The sequence below is a fragment of the Halorubrum sp. CSM-61 genome, from assembly GCF_003781945.1.
GTDB lineage: Archaea > Halobacteriota > Halobacteria > Halobacteriales > Haloferacaceae > Halorubrum.
Genome location: NZ_RJJW01000010.1, coordinates 104591 through 120188 on the forward strand (window position 1 = coordinate 104591; position 15598 = coordinate 120188).

General features: G+C 68.5%; 13 protein-coding genes and 3 tRNA genes. 11 read left to right on the forward strand and 5 right to left on the reverse strand.

All coding sequences use genetic code 11. From position 1 onward, the window contains the following. Positions 1–56: 56 nt before the first annotated feature. The 3 genes from EDM04_RS15945 to EDM04_RS15955 form a co-directional block, all read right to left on the reverse strand. On the reverse strand, positions 57–344 hold the full coding sequence (locus EDM04_RS15945; RefSeq protein WP_123623862.1) for a hypothetical protein: 288 nt from the start codon (positions 342–344) through the stop codon (positions 57–59). A gap of 93 nt (positions 345–437) precedes the next feature. Beyond that, complete coding sequence (locus EDM04_RS15950; RefSeq protein ID WP_123623864.1) at positions 438–704, reverse strand: hypothetical protein; 267 nt, start codon at positions 702–704, stop codon at positions 438–440. A gap of 656 nt (positions 705–1360) precedes the next feature. Next, positions 1361–1433: transfer RNA gene (locus EDM04_RS15955), tRNA-Arg, on the reverse strand. A 133-nt stretch (positions 1434–1566) separates the two neighbouring features. Here EDM04_RS15955 and EDM04_RS15960 point away from each other — a divergent pair. The 4 genes from EDM04_RS15960 (at position 1567) to EDM04_RS15975 (ending at position 5440) form a co-directional block, all read left to right on the forward strand. Further along, positions 1567–2127 carry a hypothetical protein gene (locus EDM04_RS15960; RefSeq protein ID WP_123623866.1) on the forward strand — a complete coding sequence of 187 codons (561 nt, stop codon included), beginning with the start codon at positions 1567–1569 and terminating at the stop codon, positions 2125–2127. A 213-nt stretch (positions 2128–2340) separates the two neighbouring features. Further along, positions 2341–3846: a single-stranded DNA binding protein gene (locus tag EDM04_RS15965; RefSeq protein WP_123623867.1), complete on the forward strand. Its 1506-nt coding sequence runs from the start codon at positions 2341–2343 to the stop codon at positions 3844–3846. A gap of 157 nt (positions 3847–4003) precedes the next feature. Then, positions 4004–4435 carry a histone gene (locus EDM04_RS15970; RefSeq protein ID WP_123623869.1) on the forward strand — a complete coding sequence of 144 codons (432 nt, stop codon included), beginning with the start codon at positions 4004–4006 and terminating at the stop codon, positions 4433–4435. Continuing rightward, positions 4436–5440 carry a histone deacetylase gene (locus EDM04_RS15975; protein WP_123623871.1) on the forward strand — a complete coding sequence of 335 codons (1005 nt, stop codon included), beginning with the start codon at positions 4436–4438 and terminating at the stop codon, positions 5438–5440. 390 nt (positions 5441–5830) lie between these two features. Here EDM04_RS15975 and EDM04_RS15980 read toward each other — a convergent pair. Both EDM04_RS15980 and EDM04_RS15985 read right to left on the reverse strand, forming a co-directional pair. Next, positions 5831–5903, reverse strand: a tRNA-Asp gene (locus EDM04_RS15980). Between the two features lie 29 nt (positions 5904–5932). Further along, positions 5933–6005, reverse strand: a tRNA-Asp gene (locus tag EDM04_RS15985). A 340-nt stretch (positions 6006–6345) separates the two neighbouring features. Between EDM04_RS15985 and EDM04_RS15990 the strand changes: the two genes are divergently transcribed. From EDM04_RS15990 to EDM04_RS16020, 7 genes are read left to right on the forward strand one after another with little or no spacing between them, the layout of a single operon-like run. Continuing rightward, positions 6346–6573, forward strand: coding sequence for a DNA-directed RNA polymerase subunit H (locus tag EDM04_RS15990; RefSeq protein WP_123623873.1), 228 nt, complete (start codon positions 6346–6348; stop codon positions 6571–6573). Further along, the gene (locus tag EDM04_RS15995; RefSeq protein WP_123623875.1) at positions 6570–8135 is read left to right on the forward strand and encodes a DNA-directed RNA polymerase subunit B''; all 1566 of its coding nucleotides are present in this window, start codon (positions 6570–6572) and stop codon (positions 8133–8135) included. The genes EDM04_RS15990 and EDM04_RS15995 overlap by 4 nt, the downstream gene beginning before the upstream one ends. 1 nt (position 8136) lies before the next feature. Next, positions 8137–9966, forward strand: a complete 1830-nt coding sequence (rpoB, locus tag EDM04_RS16000; protein ID WP_123623878.1) for a DNA-directed RNA polymerase subunit B — start codon at positions 8137–8139, stop codon at positions 9964–9966. A gap of 6 nt (positions 9967–9972) precedes the next feature. Beyond that, a complete protein-coding gene (locus tag EDM04_RS16005; RefSeq protein WP_123623881.1) occupies positions 9973–12894 on the forward strand; it encodes a DNA-directed RNA polymerase subunit A' in 2922 nt (973 codons plus the stop codon). Beyond that, entirely contained in the window at positions 12887–14101 is a 1215-nt protein-coding gene (gene rpoA2 / locus EDM04_RS16010; protein WP_123623883.1) for a DNA-directed RNA polymerase subunit A'', read from the forward strand. The genes EDM04_RS16005 and rpoA2 overlap by 8 nt, the downstream gene beginning before the upstream one ends. Next, on the forward strand, positions 14101–14520 hold the full coding sequence (locus EDM04_RS16015; RefSeq protein WP_123623885.1) for a NusA-like transcription termination signal-binding factor: 420 nt from the start codon (positions 14101–14103) through the stop codon (positions 14518–14520). Before rpoA2 ends, EDM04_RS16015 begins: the two co-directional genes overlap by 1 nt. Positions 14521–14564: 44 nt before the next feature. Then, positions 14565–15392 (forward strand): hypothetical protein, encoded by an 828-nt coding sequence (locus EDM04_RS16020; RefSeq protein WP_123623887.1) that lies wholly within the window; start codon positions 14565–14567, stop codon positions 15390–15392. Positions 15393–15598: the final 206 nt, after the last annotated feature.

The window sequence follows — 15598 nt, forward strand, 5'->3', positions numbered from 1 at the left end:
GCGAGGGGAAGAGTGGAGGAGGGCGAGCGTCAGCGGGTGTCAGCGGCTCGGCGCGATCAGCCGTCGGCGGCGCCGACCGCGTCGCCCGGCGTCGGTCGTGCCCGGTCGATCACGCGATCGAGCGCGTCCGGGTACCGGCGCTGGAGCGCCGCGCCGGCGACGGCGCCGGCGACGGCGGCCGCGGCGAACGCGACCGCGGTCGGGAACGCGGCGGCCGCGAGCGTCAGGACCGGCAGCGCGGCGATCGCCGCCGTCGCGCGCCACGAGGGCGCGCGGTCGGCGGGCGCCGGACCGGCGTAGGGGTCGGGGTGTCTCGTGCGTCTGGAGGGGGAATCTCGTGGCATCGTGGTGTCGTGGGTGGTGGCGCGAGGCCTCGCGCCGCGGTCGGAGTCGGTGCGTCGGTCGGGGACCGCGCGGACCGGATCGCTCGGCGTCCGCTACCGGGGACGCGCCTCGTGGACCCCGACGATCTCGGTGAGGTCGGCGACCTCGGCGTCCGGCGCGAGCCGGAGCGAGGCGTCGGCCTCGACCGTGAGGTCGTTGAGGCGCGGCCGGAGGGCGACCACGTCGAGGGTCTCGACGCGGACGCCGTCTCGGCCGGCGAGCCTGTCGCGGACCCCGGCGTGGAGGTCGCCCGCGGCGTCGCGGGGGACCGCCAGCCGGAGCGCGACGTCGGTCGCGCGGTGGCAGGGTTGGACTGCCATACGGACCCGGGAGGGAGTCGATTCCTCATCCCGAGGCTCTGCCGCTTGAGCTACCGGGTCCAAGTGTCGGAAAGTGGGACAGGGAGAGAAGGCGGCGCTCGCTCCGACGGGCGAAGCCGACCGCCCCCGCGTCGGGGTTACGCGGCGACGGCGTCGAAGCGAGCGACGACCGTTCCGCGACCCCGCTTCCCGACGCTCCGAAGGGGGGCGAGCGTCGGGATGGTGTCGCGAACGGTCATGGTTGCGGTACCCGGCGGGGAAGTTTCCTCGGGCGTATTCTCATCGACAGGAGGAACCGAGTTAATAGTTGCTCGTGTGTGGGAATCAATAGCGTGATTGAGACGTGAGAGAATATTCTTGACGGTTATGAACAGACGATTCACGCACGGCTCGCGATGCTCGCCGTTTGGTGTGTCCGAAAACGTCCTGACGGAGTCCGACGCGAGTGAAACGAGCGTCGGGCACGTCAGGACCGAACGCCGCGGCTGTCGAACGAAGTGAGGCAGCCGCAAAGTGAGCGTCCTGACGGAGATTTGAACTCGGAAAGACGGTCGGCCTCGCTTCGCTCGGCCGCTGCGACTTTCCTGCTCAAATCTCCGCGGAGTTTTCGGACGCACGCACGGCTCGCGCTGCTCGCCGGTTGATGCGTCCGAAAACGTCCTGACGGAGATTTGAACTCCGGTCCCTGGCTCCGCAAGCCAAGAGGATAGTCCACTACCCTACCAGGACTCAAATGAACGTACCGCGCTAATACTTAAGACGGTTACGGTCCGCGAGACGCGTGGCGAACGGTCGCACACGCCCCGATCGCGCCGCGACGGCGGACGTACGCGTTTATGCTCGCTGCGCCCCTCCGACTGGTATGAACAGGCGTTCCCTCCTCGCGGCGGCCGCGGCGGTGTCCGTAGCGGGCTGCGTCGGTGCCGGCGGATCGCCGGGCGTGGCGGACGCCGGAGCCGACGGCGACACAGATGACACTGAGGAGTCCGAAGATGCCGACGGCGACACCGGCCAAGGAGCGAACGAGGGAGTTCCGGAAACTGCCGTCGACCTCGACCTCCGGTCGACCGACCTCGTCGAGGTCGACGGCGAGCCCGCGGCGAGTGACGCGTCGACCGACGGGGAGGCCGTGATCGACTTCGCGCCGGACGAGGTCGCGGTGGCGGGGACGGTCGTCGGGGAGACGGGATGTCACGGGGCCGAGATCGCGGACGCGACCGTCGACGACGGGGGCACGTTCCGCGTGGTCGTCGCCGCGGTCGACCGCTCCGCGCCGGACCGGCTGTGCACCCAGTCGCTGACCGCGGTCGACTACGAGTTGGCGGCGCGGTTCGACGGCGGCGTCCCCGAGACCGTGGCGGTGGTCCACGACGACGCGCGCGGGCGGGAGACGGTGGTGACCGATCGACCGGACGGCGCGTAGCGAGGCGAGAGATGGCGGGGCAGGGCGAGACGAGGCGGGACGGGTCCGGATTGCACACCTTTTGTACCGACGGGACCGATGGACGGGTATGACGAAGCCCCAACCCGCGACGGCGTCGCTGCGACGCCCGCGGACCGAGCGCCCCGATTCGACCGCGAGACCCCCGCAAGGACAACGCTTATCCGCGGACTCGACAACCGAGGTGGTACGCGTATGGGAGTGATAGAGGACGTCTACGAGGATCTCGACACCGACGTCGAGTTCGAGGAGTTCGAGGCGGCCGTCGAGGACAAAGTCGAGCAGATGGGCGGGCTCGCCGACGAGGAGACGGCCGCGATGCTCATCGCCCACGAGCTGCGCGACGAGGAGGCCGACACCATCGCCGACATCGAGCCGGGGATGAACGACGTGAAGTTCCTCGGCAAGGTGACCTCCATCGGCGACGTCCGCACCTTCGAGCGCGACGACGAGGACGCCGAGGAGGGCCGCGTCTGCAACGTCGACGTGGCTGACGCCTCCGGCTCCGTGCGGGTCGCGCTGTGGGACGACATGGCCGCCGCGGCCGAGGAACAGCTGGAGGTCGGGCAGGTGCTCCGCGTCATGGGTCGCCCGAAGGAGGGGTACAGCGGGCTCGAAGTGAGCGCGGACAAGGTCGAGCCCGACGAGGACGCCGAGGTCGACGTGCAGGTGCTCGACACCTACCGGGTGGAGGACCTCTCGCTCGGCGCCTCAGACGTCGATCTCGTCGGACAGGTGCTCGACACCGACTCGATCCGCACGTTCGACCGCGACGACGGCTCCGAGGGGCGGGTCGCCAACCTCACCGTCGGCGACGAGACCGGTCGCGTACGCGTGACGCTGTGGGACGGCAAGGCCGACCTCGCCGAGGAGTTCGAGGCCGGCGAGGTCGTCGAGGTCGGCGACGGCTACGTCCGCGAGCGCGACGGCGACCTGGAGCTCCACGTCGGCGACCGCGGCACCGTCGAGCGCGTCGACGAGGACGTGGAGTACGTCCCCGAGACGACCGACATCGCCGACCTGGAGATCGGCGAGACCGTCGACGTCGGCGGCGGCGTCATCGAGACCGATCCGAAGCGCACGTTCGACCGCGACGACGGCTCCGAGGGGCAGGTCCGGAACGTCCGCATCAAGGACGGCACCGGCGAGATCCGCGTCGCGCTGTGGGGCGACAAGGCCGACCGCGAGATCGAGCTGGCGGACCGCGTCGTCTTCACCGACGTGGAGATACAGGACGGCTGGCAGGACGACCTCGAGGCCTCCGCGAACTGGCGCTCGACGGTCACCGTCCTCGACGAAGGGGGCGACTCGGCGGGCGGCACCGCGGGCGGTGCGTCGAGCGGCGGAAACGGGAGCGACGACCGCGGCGCGGAGAACACCGGGCTCGGCGCGTTCGCCGACGACGGACAGAAGGCGGCCGCCGAGGCCGTCGCGGGCGAGACCGCCGACGACGGGAACGACGGAGGAAGCGGAGCGGGTGGCGAGAGCGTCGGAGCCGGCGGCGCCGCTGCCGCGACCGCCTCGGCGACGGAGGACGTCGAGTTCACCGGGACGGTCGTCCAGACCGGCGACCCCGTCGTCTTGGACGACGGCCAGCGGACGAAGAGCGTGGAGACCGGCGCGAGCCTCCGGCTCGGCGAAGAGGTCACCGTGCGCGGGACGGAGCGCGACGGGACGATCGACGCCGACGACGTGTTCTAGTCGCCGCGAGCGTCGCTTCGAAGCGGGACGAAACATCGCGTGACGCGATGAGACGCCGAGCGTCACAGCGAAGCGTCGAATAGCCGCGACGCCAGCGCTCGAGCGCTGAGACGGCGGTAACGGAAACGTTTTACGGTGCACGGACGCCACTGTGTGTATGAGTGTCGAGTTGCCGTTCGCGCCGGTCGACGGGATCATCCGGCGGAACGCCGGGGACCTCCGCGTGAGCGCGGACGCCGCCGAGGAGTTGGCTCGCCGGATCCAAGCGCACGGCGCGGAGCTGGCGATCGACGCGGCCGAACGCGCAACCGAGGACGGGCGGAAGACGCTGATGGCGTCGGACTTCGGCGTCGAGCAGGTGATCGACCGCGAGGACCTCACCCTGCCCGTCGCCCCTATCGACCGGATCGCTCGGCTCCGGATCGACGACCGATACCGCGTCGGCGTCGACGCGCGGATCGCGTTGGCCGACATCCTGGAGGACTACGCCGACAACGTCGCGAGCGCAGCCGCGACGCTCGCGCGTCACGCCGACAGACGGACCGTACAGGCCGAGGACATCGAGACGTACTTCGCGCTGTTCGAGTAGATGCGCTTCGGCTACAGCGAACGGTGTCTCGACCACGACACCGGCGAGCGGCACCCGGAAAACCCCGACCGGCTGCGCGCGATCCGCCGCGGGCTGGCGAAGCGGCACGGCGTCGAGTACGCGGAGGCGGACCCCGCGACCCGCGAGGAGATCGTCGCGGTCCACGACGCGGAGTACGTCGACGAACTGGAGGCGTTCGTCGCCGACGGCGGCGGGAACTGGGACCCCGACACCGTCGCGAGCGAGGGGACGTGGGACGCCGCGCTCACCTCCGCCGGCCTCTCCCAGTGGGCGGCCAGGTCGGCGCTTGACGGCGACGACGGTCGGGACACCCCCTTCGCGCTCGGACGCCCGCCGGGCCATCACGCGGTGCCCGACGACGCGATGGGGTTCTGCTTTTTCAACAACGCCGCCGTCGCGGCCCAGACCGTCCTCGACGAGGGCGCCGCCGACCGGGTCGCGATCTTCGACTGGGACGTCCACCACGGGAACGGCACCCAAGACGTGTTCTACGAGCGCGGCGACGTGTTCTACGCGTCGATCCACGAGGACGGGCTCTACCCGGACACCGGCGAGCTCGACGAGACCGGCAGCGACGAGGGCGAGGGGACGACCGTGAACCTCCCGCTCGCGGCCGGTGCGGGCGACGCCGACTACCTCTACGCCATCGACGAGGCGATCGCGCCGGCGCTCGAGCGGTTCGACCCCGACCTCGTGATCGTCTCGGCCGGGTTCGACGCCCACCGGCACGACCCCATCTCGCGGATGCGCGTCTCCTCGGAGGGGTACGCGCTGATGACCGACCGAATCCGGGCGGTCAGCGACGAGATAGGGGCCGCGAACGCCTACGTCCTCGAAGGCGGGTACGGCCTCGACACGCTGGCCGAGGGCGTCTCGATGGTCCACGAGACGTTCGACGGGCGCACCCCCGTCGGCGACGACGACGATCCCGACGAGAAGACGGAGTCGCTGGTCGCGGAGCTTCGGGAGCTGCTCGATCTGTAGAACCGGACGCTCGCGATCGGTCGTCTGCGGAACTTTCTCGGACGCTCTCGATACGGAAAGCGCTCGCTCCGCTCCTCGCTCGCAGTCGGCGGCGACAGAATACGCCCGGAGCGGGATTTGAACCCCAGTCGTTCCGCTCGTTTCACTCGCTCTACTCCCTGATTCAAACCCTTCAGCGCGGTTCCGACCGGACTCGCGGTTCGCGATGCTCACCGCTCGTGGTTGGTCGGAACGGAACGCCCGGAGCGGGATTTGAACCGAAATCAGACGTGCTCGCTCCCTATCGGTCGCTGCGCGCGACTGATAGGGTTCAAATCCCTTCTACGGTTTCTGCTGTCTCGGTACTCGCTCGTCGCTACCGCTCCTCGCTCGTTATTGCGACAGCAGAAACGCCCGGAGCGGGATTTGAACCCGCGTCACGACCGTGACAGGGTCGTATGATGGGCCACTACACCATCCGGGCAAACAGCGACAGACCCCGAAGCGTGGGGACGCCCGGAGCGGGATTTGAACCCGCGTCACGACCGTGACAGGGTCGTATGATGGGCCACTACACCATCCGGGCTTGTCGCAGTCATTCGTACCCCTGTCTGGCAAATAAGGCTTGTCATCCCCGGCGGCGGTGGTGACCGGTGACAGGGATCGGCGGCGGCGCGGTGGGCGGGTCCCGATTCCCGAGAAGACCGACTCGACGCCGCGATTTCGGAGCCACGTAGCCGACACCGGGGACGGCCGCACGGTCCGTCGCGGCGGTAGCCTTTTGTGTGATAGCCGCGTGGGTGCGAGTATCGTACGCCCTCGACGTCGTTAGCCGCGCGCGGCGGAGCAGTTGACAAGTCTTATGCCGCTGGCCCCTATAGCGATCTGTAGTATCTCGTGATAGCTTCTCTCAATAACCACCACCCATGGTAGACGTAAGCCAACACGAACTCGTCCCGGACCACGTCCTCCTCGACCCCGAAGAGGTCGACGAGGTTCTGGCGGAGTACGACGTGACACGGACGAACCTACCGAAGATCAAACGCACTGATCCCGCGCTCCCCGACGAGGCCGAGGTCGGCGACGTGGTGAAGATCGTTCGAAACTCCCGCACGACCGAGGAGGCGGTCGTGTACCGATTAGTCGTCTCATGAACAGGCAAGACCGACGCGTGGTGTCACGCGAGTATTTCTCGGACGAACGGCTCGCCGAACACCACTTCAGATCGTTCAACAACTTCCTGGACCGCGGCATGCAGGAGGTCGTCGACGAGAAGGAGACGATCGAGACCGACATCGGCGACAAGGAGGGCCAAGAGCCCGTCTACGTCGAGCTCGGTGACGTGCGGATGGTCACCCCGCGCGTCCGCGAGGCCGACGGCTCCGAGGAGCTGCTGTACCCCCAGGAGGCCCGCCTCCGCAACATCACCTACTCGGCGCCCGTGTTCATGGAGATGTCCATCGTGCGCGGCGGCGAAGAGGAGCCCGAGCAGGTCGTCGACACGACCGAGACCAAGGTCGGCCGGATGCCGATCATGGTCGGCTCGGACAAGTGTAACATGGCGGGCTTCTCCGACGACGAGCTCATCGACATCGGCGAGGACCCCGTCGACCCCGGCGGCTACTTCATCGTCAACGGCTCCGAGCGCGTGCTGATGACCTCAGAGGACCTGGCGCCGAACAAGATCCTCGCCGAGTACGACTCGAAGTACGGCGACGAGATCCAGGTCGCGAAGACGTTCTCCCAGCGCCGCGGGTACCGCGCGCTGGTGCTGTGTGAACGCAACCGCGAGGGGCTGCTCGAAGTGTCGTTCCCGTCCGTCTCGGGCTCGATCGACTTCGTGACCCTCGTCCGCGCGCTCGGACTGGAGTCGGACGAGGAGATCGTCCACCGCGTCTCGGACGACCCCGAGATCGTGAAGTTCATGCTGGAGAATCTGGAGGAGGCCGACGTGCAGACCACCGAGGAGGCCATCGAGACCCTCGGCGAGCGCGTCGCCTCCGGCCAGGGGAAGAACTACCAGCTCAAGCGGGCGAACTACGTCATCGACCGCTACCTCCTCCCGCACCTCCACGAGGAGGGCGTCGACGAGGAGGACGTGCGGATCAACAAGGCGTACTACCTCTGCCGGATGGCCGAGGCGTGCTTCGAGCTCGCCTTGGACCGCCGCGAGGCCGACGACAAGGACCACTACGCGAACAAGCGCCTGAAGGTCTCCGGCGACCTGATGCGCGACCTGTTCCGGACCGCGCTGAACAAGCTGGCGCGCGACGTGAAGTACCAGCTCGAACGCGCGAACATGCGGAACCGCGATCTCACCGTCAACACGGTCGTCCGCTCCGACGTGCTGACCGAGCGGCTCGAACACCCGATCGCGACGGGGAACTGGGTGGGCGGCCGCTCCGGCGTCTCCCAGCTCGTCGACCGGACCGACTACATGGGCGTGCTCTCGCACCTCCGGCGCCTGCGCTCGCCGCTGTCGCGCTCGCAGCCGCACTTCAAGGCGCGGGACCTCCACGCGACCCAGTGGGGTCGCATCTGTCCCTCCGAGACGCCGGAGGGACCGAACTGTGGACTCGTGAAGAACTTCGCGCAGGCGATGGAGCTCTCACAGACCGTGGACGACGAACAGGGGCTGAAACGAGAACTGGCGTCGATGGGTGTCGAGGGGATCCCCGGCATCGAGGGCGTCGAACGACAGACGGCGGACGACTAATATGGCTCAGGCAGAACGCGAAGCGAAGGTGTACGTCAACGGGAGCCTCGTCGGGACCCATCCGGACCCCGAGGCCCTCGCCGAACAGATCCGCGAGGCCCGCCGACGCGGCGACGTCTCGGAGATGGTGAACGTCTCGGTCAAGGACCGGACCCAGGAAGTGATCGTCAACGCGGACGCGGGGCGCGCCCGCCGCCCGCTGATCGTCGTCGAGAACGGCGAGCCCCTGCTGGGCGACGAGGAGGTCGAGGCCGTCGAACGCGGCGAGGTCGAGTTCGAGGACCTCGTCGAGCGCGGCTACGTCGAGTTCATCGACGCCGAGGAGGAGGAGGACATCCTCGTCGCCGTCGACGAAGAGGACGTGACCGAGGACCACACGCACCTCGAGATCGACCCGCAGCTCGTGTTCGGTATCGGCGCGGGGATGATCCCGTACCCCGAGCACAACGCGAGCCCGCGGATCACCATGGGCGCGGGGATGATGAAGCAGTCGCTCGGACTCCCCTCCGCCAACTACCGGATCCGGCCGGACACGCGCCAGCACCTGCTGCACTACCCGCAGCTGGCGATGGTGAAGACGCAGACGTCCGACCAGATCAGCTTCGACAAGCGGCCGGCGGCGCAGAACTTCGTCGTCGCCGTGATGTCCTACGAGGGGTTCAACATCGAGGACGCGCTGGTGATGAACCAGGGCTCCGTCGACCGCGCGCTCACCCGCTCGCACTTCTTCCGGACCTACGAGGGCGAGGAGCGCCGGTACCCCGGCGGTCAGGAGGACCGCTTCGAGATCCCCGAACAGGACGTGCGCGGCGCGCGCGGCGAGGACGCGTACACCCACCTCGACGAGGACGGACTCGTCAACCCCGAGACGAAGGTGGACGAGTCCTCGGTCCTGCTCGGCAAGACCAGCCCGCCGCGCTTCTTGGAGGAGCCCGACGACATGGGCGGGCTCTCCCCGCAGAAGCGCCGGGAGACGAGCGTGACGATGCGCTCGGGCGAATCGGGCGTCGTCGACACGGTGACGCTGATGGAGGGCGAGGACGGGTCCAAGCTCTCGAAGGTGAAGGTGCGCGACCAGCGCGTCCCCGAACTCGGCGACAAGTTCGCGTCCCGACACGGCCAGAAGGGCGTCGTGGGCCACCTCGCCCCGCAGGAGGACATGCCCTTCACCGAGGAGGGGGTCGTCCCCGACCTCGTGATGAACCCGCACGCGCTCCCGTCCCGGATGACGGTCGGCCACGTGCTGGAGATGCTCGGCGGGAAGGTCGGCTCGCTCCGCGGCTCGCGGGTCGACGGCACGCCGTTCCAGGGCGAAGACGAGGAGGAGCTCCGCGGCGGGCTGGAGGACCACGGCTTCAAGTCCTCCGGCAAGGAGGTCATGTACTCCGGCGTCACCGGCGAGAAGATCGAGGCGGAGATATTCGTCGGGACGATCTTCTACCACAAGCTGTACCACATGGTGTCGAACAAGCTCCACGCCCGCTCGCGCGGTCCGGTGCAGGTGCTCACGCGCCAGCCGACCGAGGGGCGCGCCCGCGAGGGCGGCCTGCGCGTCGGGGAGATGGAGCGCGACACGATCATCGGCCACGGCGCGTCGATGGTGCTCAACGAGCGGCTGCTGGAGTCCTCGGACGCCGAGACGGTGCACGTCTCCGCGGAGACCGGGCTCGTCGCCGTCGAGGACCGCGAACAGCGCCGGGTGTACGACCCGGTCACGGGCGACGAGGACGACATCCACGAGCTCGAGGTCAGCTACGCGTTCAAGCTCCTGCTCGACGAGATGATCGCCCTCGGCATCCGACCGAAACTCGAACTGGAGGACGCAATTTAAATGTCAATGCAAACACCGAAAGTGCTCGGCGGCATCGACTTCGGCCTCATGGACCCGGAGACGTACCGGGACATGTCGGCGACGAAGGTGATCACGGCCGACACGTACGACGACGACGGCTACCCGATCGACATGGGGCTGATGGACCCGCGGCTCGGCGTCATCGACCCCGGTCTGGAGTGTCGGACCTGCGGGTCCCACTCCGGCTCCTGTAACGGTCACTTCGGCCACATCGAGCTGGCCGCGCCCGTCATCCACGTGGGCTTCACGAAGCTCATCCGACGGCTGCTTCGGTCGACGTGCCGGGAATGCGGGAAGCTCGCCTTGGACGAGGCGCAGCGCGACGAGTTCCGCGACCGCTACGAGCGGGCCCAAGAGCTCGGCGACGACGAGCACGACGTGCTGAAGGCCGCCGTCCGGCAGGCCCGAAAGGCGTCGACGTGCCCGTTCTGCGGCGAGCCGCAGGCGGACATCAAACACGAGAAGCCGACCACCTACTACGAGGTCCAGGACGTGCTCTCGGGCGACTACTCCGAGCGCATCGCGGCCGCGATGCAGCCCGACGAGGAGGAGGACGATCCCGGCACCTCCCCGCAGGAGCTCGCGGAGAAGACCGACATCGCCTTGGATCGGGTCAACGAGATCATGGCCGGCGAGTTCCGTCCGCGCAAGGAGGACCGCCGCGCCATCGAGAAGGCCCTCGACGTCGACCTCACCGAAGAGGACATGAACAAGCTGATGCCCTCGGACATCCGCGACTGGTTCGAGGACATCCCGGACGAGGACCTGGAAGTGCTCGGCATCGACTCCGAGCACTCCCGACCGGAGTGGATGATCCTGACGGTCCTCCCGGTCCCGCCGGTCACCACGCGTCCCTCGATCACGCTGGACAACGGCCAGCGCTCCGAGGACGACCTCACCCACAAGCTGGTCGACATCATCCGGATCAACCAGCGGTTCATGGAGAACCGCGAGGCGGGCGCCCCGCAGCTGATCATCGAGGACCTCTGGGAGCTGCTCCAGTACCACGTCACCACGTTCGTCGACAACGAGATCAGCGGGACGCCGCCGGCGCGACACCGCTCCGGCCGCCCCCTCAAGACCCTCAGTCAGCGGCTGAAGGGCAAGGAGGGTCGCTTCCGCGGCTCGCTGTCCGGGAAGCGCGTCAACTTCTCCGCCCGGACCGTCATCTCGCCCGACCCGACCCTCTCGCTGAACGAGGTCGGCGTCCCGGACCGGGTCGCCAAGGAGATGACCCAGACGCTCAACGTCACCGAGCGCAACGTCGAGGAGGCGCGGCAGTACGTCCGGAACGGGCCGGAGGCCCACCCCGGCGCCAACTACGTCCGCCGCCCCGACGGTCGCCGCCTGAAGGTGACCGAGAAGAACTGCGAGGAGCTCGCCGAGAAGGTCGAGGCCGACTGGGAGGTCAACCGCCACCTCGTCGACGGCGACATCGTGATCTTCAACCGGCAGCCCTCGCTGCACCGGATGTCCATCATGGCCCACGAGGTCGTGGTGATGCCGTACAAGACGTTCCGGCTCAACACCGTCGTCTGTCCGCCGTACAACGCCGACTTCGACGGCGACGAGATGAACATGCACGCGCTCCAGAACGAGGAGGCCCGCGCCGAGGCGCGCGTCCTCATGCGCGTTCAAGAGCAGATCCTCTCGCCGCGGTTCGGCGGGAACATCATCGGCGCCATTCAGGACCACATCTCGGGGACGTACCTGCTCACGCACTCGAACCCCGAGTTCACGGAGACGCAGGCGCTGGACCTGCTGCGCGCGACCCGCGTCGACGAGCTGCCCGAGGCGGACGGCGTCGACGACGAGGGGCGCGAGTACTGGACCGGCCGGACGCTGTTCTCGGAGCTGCTCCCCGACGACCTCTCGCTGGACTTCACCTCCTCGACGGGCGACAGCGTGCTCATCGAGGACGGCCAGCTGGTCGAGGGGACGATAGACGAGGACGCCGTCGGCGCGTTCGGCGGCGAGGTCGTCGACACCCTCACCAAGGAGTACGGCGAAACGCGCTCGCGCGTGTTCATCAACGAGATCGCGTCGCTGGCGATGCGCGCGATCATGCACTTCGGGTTCTCGATCGGGATCGACGACGAGTCGATCCCGCCGGAGGCCGAAGAGCAGGTCGACGACGCGATCCAGAGCGCCTACGACCGCGTCCAGGAGCTAATCTCAACGTACGAGGCCGGCGAGCTGGAGTCGCTGCCGGGCCGCGGCGTCGACGAGACGCTGGAGATGAAGATCATGCAGACGCTCGGGAAGGCCCGCGACTCGGCCGGCGAGATCGCCGACCAGCACTTCGGCGACGACAACCCGGCGGTCGTGATGGCCCGCTCCGGCGCGCGTGGGTCGATGCTGAACCTCACGCAGATGGCCGGATCCGTCGGCCAGCAGGCGGTCCGCGGCGAGCGGATCAACCGCGGCTACGAGGACCGGACGCTCTCTCACTACAGGGAGAACGACCTGTCCGCGGAGGCGCACGGCTTCGTGGAGAACTCCTACCGCGGCGGGCTCACCCCCGAGGAGTTCTTCTTCCACGCGATGGGCGGTCGCGAGGGGCTGGTCGACACGGCGGTCCGGACCTCCAAGTCCGGGTACCTCCAGCGCCGGCTCATCAACGCGCTCTCCGAGCTGGAGGCGCAGTACGACGGCACGGTCCGAGACACCTCGGGCCGGATCGTCCAGTTCGAGTTCGGCGAGGACGGCACCTCGCCGGTGAAGGTCTCCTCGGGCGAAGGCGACGGCATCGACGTCGACGACATCGTCGACCGCGTCGTCGACGCCGAGTTCGAGTCCAGCGACGAGAAGGAGCGGTTCCTCGGCGAGCGCGCGCCGCCGACGAACCTCTCGGAGCACTCCGGTCCGGGCCTCAACAAGGCCTCGGGGGTGGAGTCGGATGACTGAGTACGACCACGTCACCGACGACATCGAGGCGGTCGTGGAGGCCACGGAGCTTCCCGCCCGCCTCAAAGACGAGGTGTACGAAGCGATCGACCGGAAGGCCGAGGAGACCGGCGAGGTCACCGTCGAGCAGGCCACCGACATCGCGACCGGCGTCGAGAACCGGTACGTCGAGACGCGCGTGGATCCGCTCGACCCGGTCGGAACCGTCTCCGCGCAGTCGATCGGCGAGCCCGGGACGCAGATGACGATGAACACGTTCCACTACGCCGGCGTCGCGGAGATCGACGTCACGCAGGGGCTCCCCCGGCTCATCGAGCTGGTGGACGCCCGGAAGACGCCGGACACGCCGATGATGACGGTCCATCTCGAGGGCGAGTACGCCACGGACCGCCAGAAGGCCCACGAGGTCGTCTGGTCCATCGAGGCGACGCGCATCCTCGCGCTCGGCGACGTGTCGACGAACGTCGCGGACATGCTGGTGCGGATCGACCTGAACGACGACACCCTCCTCGAGCGGTGGCCGACCCACTCGGACCCCTCGGAGGTCGCCGGGATCATCGCCGAGACGATCGAGGACTCGCTCGGCGTCGACACCCGGCAGTCGGGGACCGTCGTGGAGTTCGGACCGAACGAGCCGAGCTACCGCGAGCTGCTCCAGCTCGTCGAGCGGCTCCGGGAGATCGTGTTCAAGGGGATCGAGGAGATCGAACGCGTCGTCATCCGGAAAGAGGAGATCGACGGCGACGAGGAGTTCGTCCTCTACACCGAGGGATCGGCGTTCGGCGACGCCCTCGACATCGAGGGCGTCGACGCCTCGCGCACGACGTGTAACAACATCCACGAGATCTACCGCAACCTCGGGGTCGAGGCGGCCCGCGAGACGATCATCGACGAGACGAAGAACACGCTCGAAGAGCAGGGGCTCGACGACGTGAACGTCCGCCACCTCATGCTGGTGGCCGACATCATGACGAACAACGGCGAGATCGAGTCGATCGGTCGCCACGGCATCTCGGGCTCGAAGGACTCCGTGCTCGCGCGCGCGGCGTTCGAGGTGACGGTCAACCACCTGCTCGACGCCGCGATCCACGGCGAGTACGACGAGCTCGACGGCGTCATCGAGAACGTCATCGCCGGCAAGCCGATCTCGCTCGGCACCGGCGACGTCGACCTCCGGATGGGGTCGCGCGTCGTGGGCGACGACTAATGTACGTCGAGCTCTCCGACGAGGCCCGGCGCTACATCGGTCGCTTCGACGAGCTGACCGGGGTCGCGCCGAAGGACTGCCTCGTGGAGGGCGACCGGCTCGTGTTCCTCGTGCCGGCCGGCGAGATGGCCGCCGCGATCGGACAGGCCGGCGAGACCGTCGAGGAGGCGGAGCGCCGGCTGGGCAAGTCCGTCGACTTGGTCGAGGACGCGGACACAGCGGAGGCGTTCGTCGCGAGCGCGCTCTCGCCCGCGGCGGTCAACGCCGTGACGATATCGGAGCAGAACGACCGCGTGGCGTACGTCGAGGTGCCGGAGCCGGACCGCGGCGTCGCCATCGGCGCGGAGGGCGTCAACATCGAGACGGCGCGGGCGCTGGCGAAGCGCCACTACGACATCGACGACATCCAACTGACCTGAGGGCGGAACCCCATCCTTTTGCCGACGCGCTCGTTTCTCGCAGTATGGACCGGAGACGTTTCTTCACCGGGGTCGGAACAGGAGTCGCGGTCGGAATCGGCGGCTGTCTCGGCGGCGGTGACGACGGCGACGACGGACCGGACCGACCGTTCCCCGACGCCGAGTGGCGAGGCGAGGACGGCCTGAACGTGGCGACCCTCTCGGAGCGCCACGTCGAGGCGATCGTCGACGCCGGGGGAGCCACGCTGTTCTCGACGGCGGAGACGACCCACGACGGCGACGCGGAGCCGAGCCCGTGGCTCCCCTCACAGGAGTACGAGTCCGCCTACGACCTCGAGAACGGACGCCAGTACGTGCGACAGGAGCTGACTGAGACCGAGGAGACCGACGTGTCGGAGCTGTACGTCGCCGACGGCGAGGCGCTGGTCCGCCAGCGGGTCGGCGACGAGACGCAGTACGGCCGCCAGTCGGTCGACCGGTCGGCCGACGACTTCGAGTCGGCGATGCGCTCGGAGGTCGTGACGGGGATCCGCGTCGAGGGGGAGACGGCGGGCGGCGAGACGGAGTACGAGGGGCTGAACCTGTGGAACCCGACGAGCGACGGCGAGGGCGAGGTGCGCGGCGAACCCACCGCGCGGTTCGCCGCCGACTCCTTCGAGGGCGACCGGAACGTCCCCGAGACGGTCGAGACGGCGTCGGCGACGGTACACGTGTACGAGTCCGGCGTGGTGCCGCGGCTCGAACAGTCGTGGGCGGGCGCACACGACGGGCAGGAGGCGACCGTCGACGTCGACATCGACTACCGCGATCTCGGCGCGACGGTGTCGGAACCGGAGTGGGCGGCGGCGGCGCGCGAGGACACGAACGCCTGACTCGCGGACGCGTTTGCGATCAGAGACTCGGTTCGTTCCAGACGAAACGACGGGCGCTCTCGCCGGCTTATCGGCTCAGCGATAGCGAGCGCCCGTCGTTTTCGATCGTCTCGCTTCGCAAAACACTCTCAGAACCGACGAGAGGTACCGCTCGGGCGATCTGAGGGCGTTTCTCCGCGCGGAAAGACGACGCTTAAGTAGCTCCG

Excerpts from the sequence above, each read along its gene's own strand:
- EDM04_RS15970 (WP_123623869.1), top strand. The coding sequence starts at position 4,004 with ATGAGTGTCGAGTTGCCGTTCGCGCCGGTCGACGGGATCATCCGGCGG.
- EDM04_RS16020 (WP_123623887.1), top strand. The coding sequence starts at position 14,565 with ATGGACCGGAGACGTTTCTTCACCGGGGTCGGAACAGGAGTCGCGGTC.
- EDM04_RS16015 (WP_123623885.1), top strand. The coding sequence starts at position 14,101 with ATGTACGTCGAGCTCTCCGACGAGGCCCGGCGCTACATCGGTCGCTTC.
- EDM04_RS16005 (WP_123623881.1), top strand. The coding sequence starts at position 9,973 with ATGCAAACACCGAAAGTGCTCGGCGGCATCGACTTCGGCCTCATGGAC.
- EDM04_RS15995 (WP_123623875.1), top strand. The coding sequence starts at position 6,570 with ATGAACAGGCAAGACCGACGCGTGGTGTCACGCGAGTATTTCTCGGAC.
- EDM04_RS15960 (WP_123623866.1), top strand. The coding sequence starts at position 1,567 with ATGAACAGGCGTTCCCTCCTCGCGGCGGCCGCGGCGGTGTCCGTAGCG.
- EDM04_RS15950 (WP_123623864.1), bottom strand. The coding sequence starts at position 704 with ATGGCAGTCCAACCCTGCCACCGCGCGACCGACGTCGCGCTCCGGCTG.
- EDM04_RS15965 (WP_123623867.1), top strand. The coding sequence starts at position 2,341 with ATGGGAGTGATAGAGGACGTCTACGAGGATCTCGACACCGACGTCGAG.
- EDM04_RS15975 (WP_123623871.1), top strand. The coding sequence starts at position 4,436 with ATGCGCTTCGGCTACAGCGAACGGTGTCTCGACCACGACACCGGCGAG.
- EDM04_RS15945 (WP_123623862.1), bottom strand. The coding sequence starts at position 344 with ATGCCACGAGATTCCCCCTCCAGACGCACGAGACACCCCGACCCCTAC.
- EDM04_RS15990 (WP_123623873.1), top strand. The coding sequence starts at position 6,346 with ATGGTAGACGTAAGCCAACACGAACTCGTCCCGGACCACGTCCTCCTC.
- rpoB (WP_123623878.1), top strand. The coding sequence starts at position 8,137 with ATGGCTCAGGCAGAACGCGAAGCGAAGGTGTACGTCAACGGGAGCCTC.
- rpoA2 (WP_123623883.1), top strand. The coding sequence starts at position 12,887 with ATGACTGAGTACGACCACGTCACCGACGACATCGAGGCGGTCGTGGAG.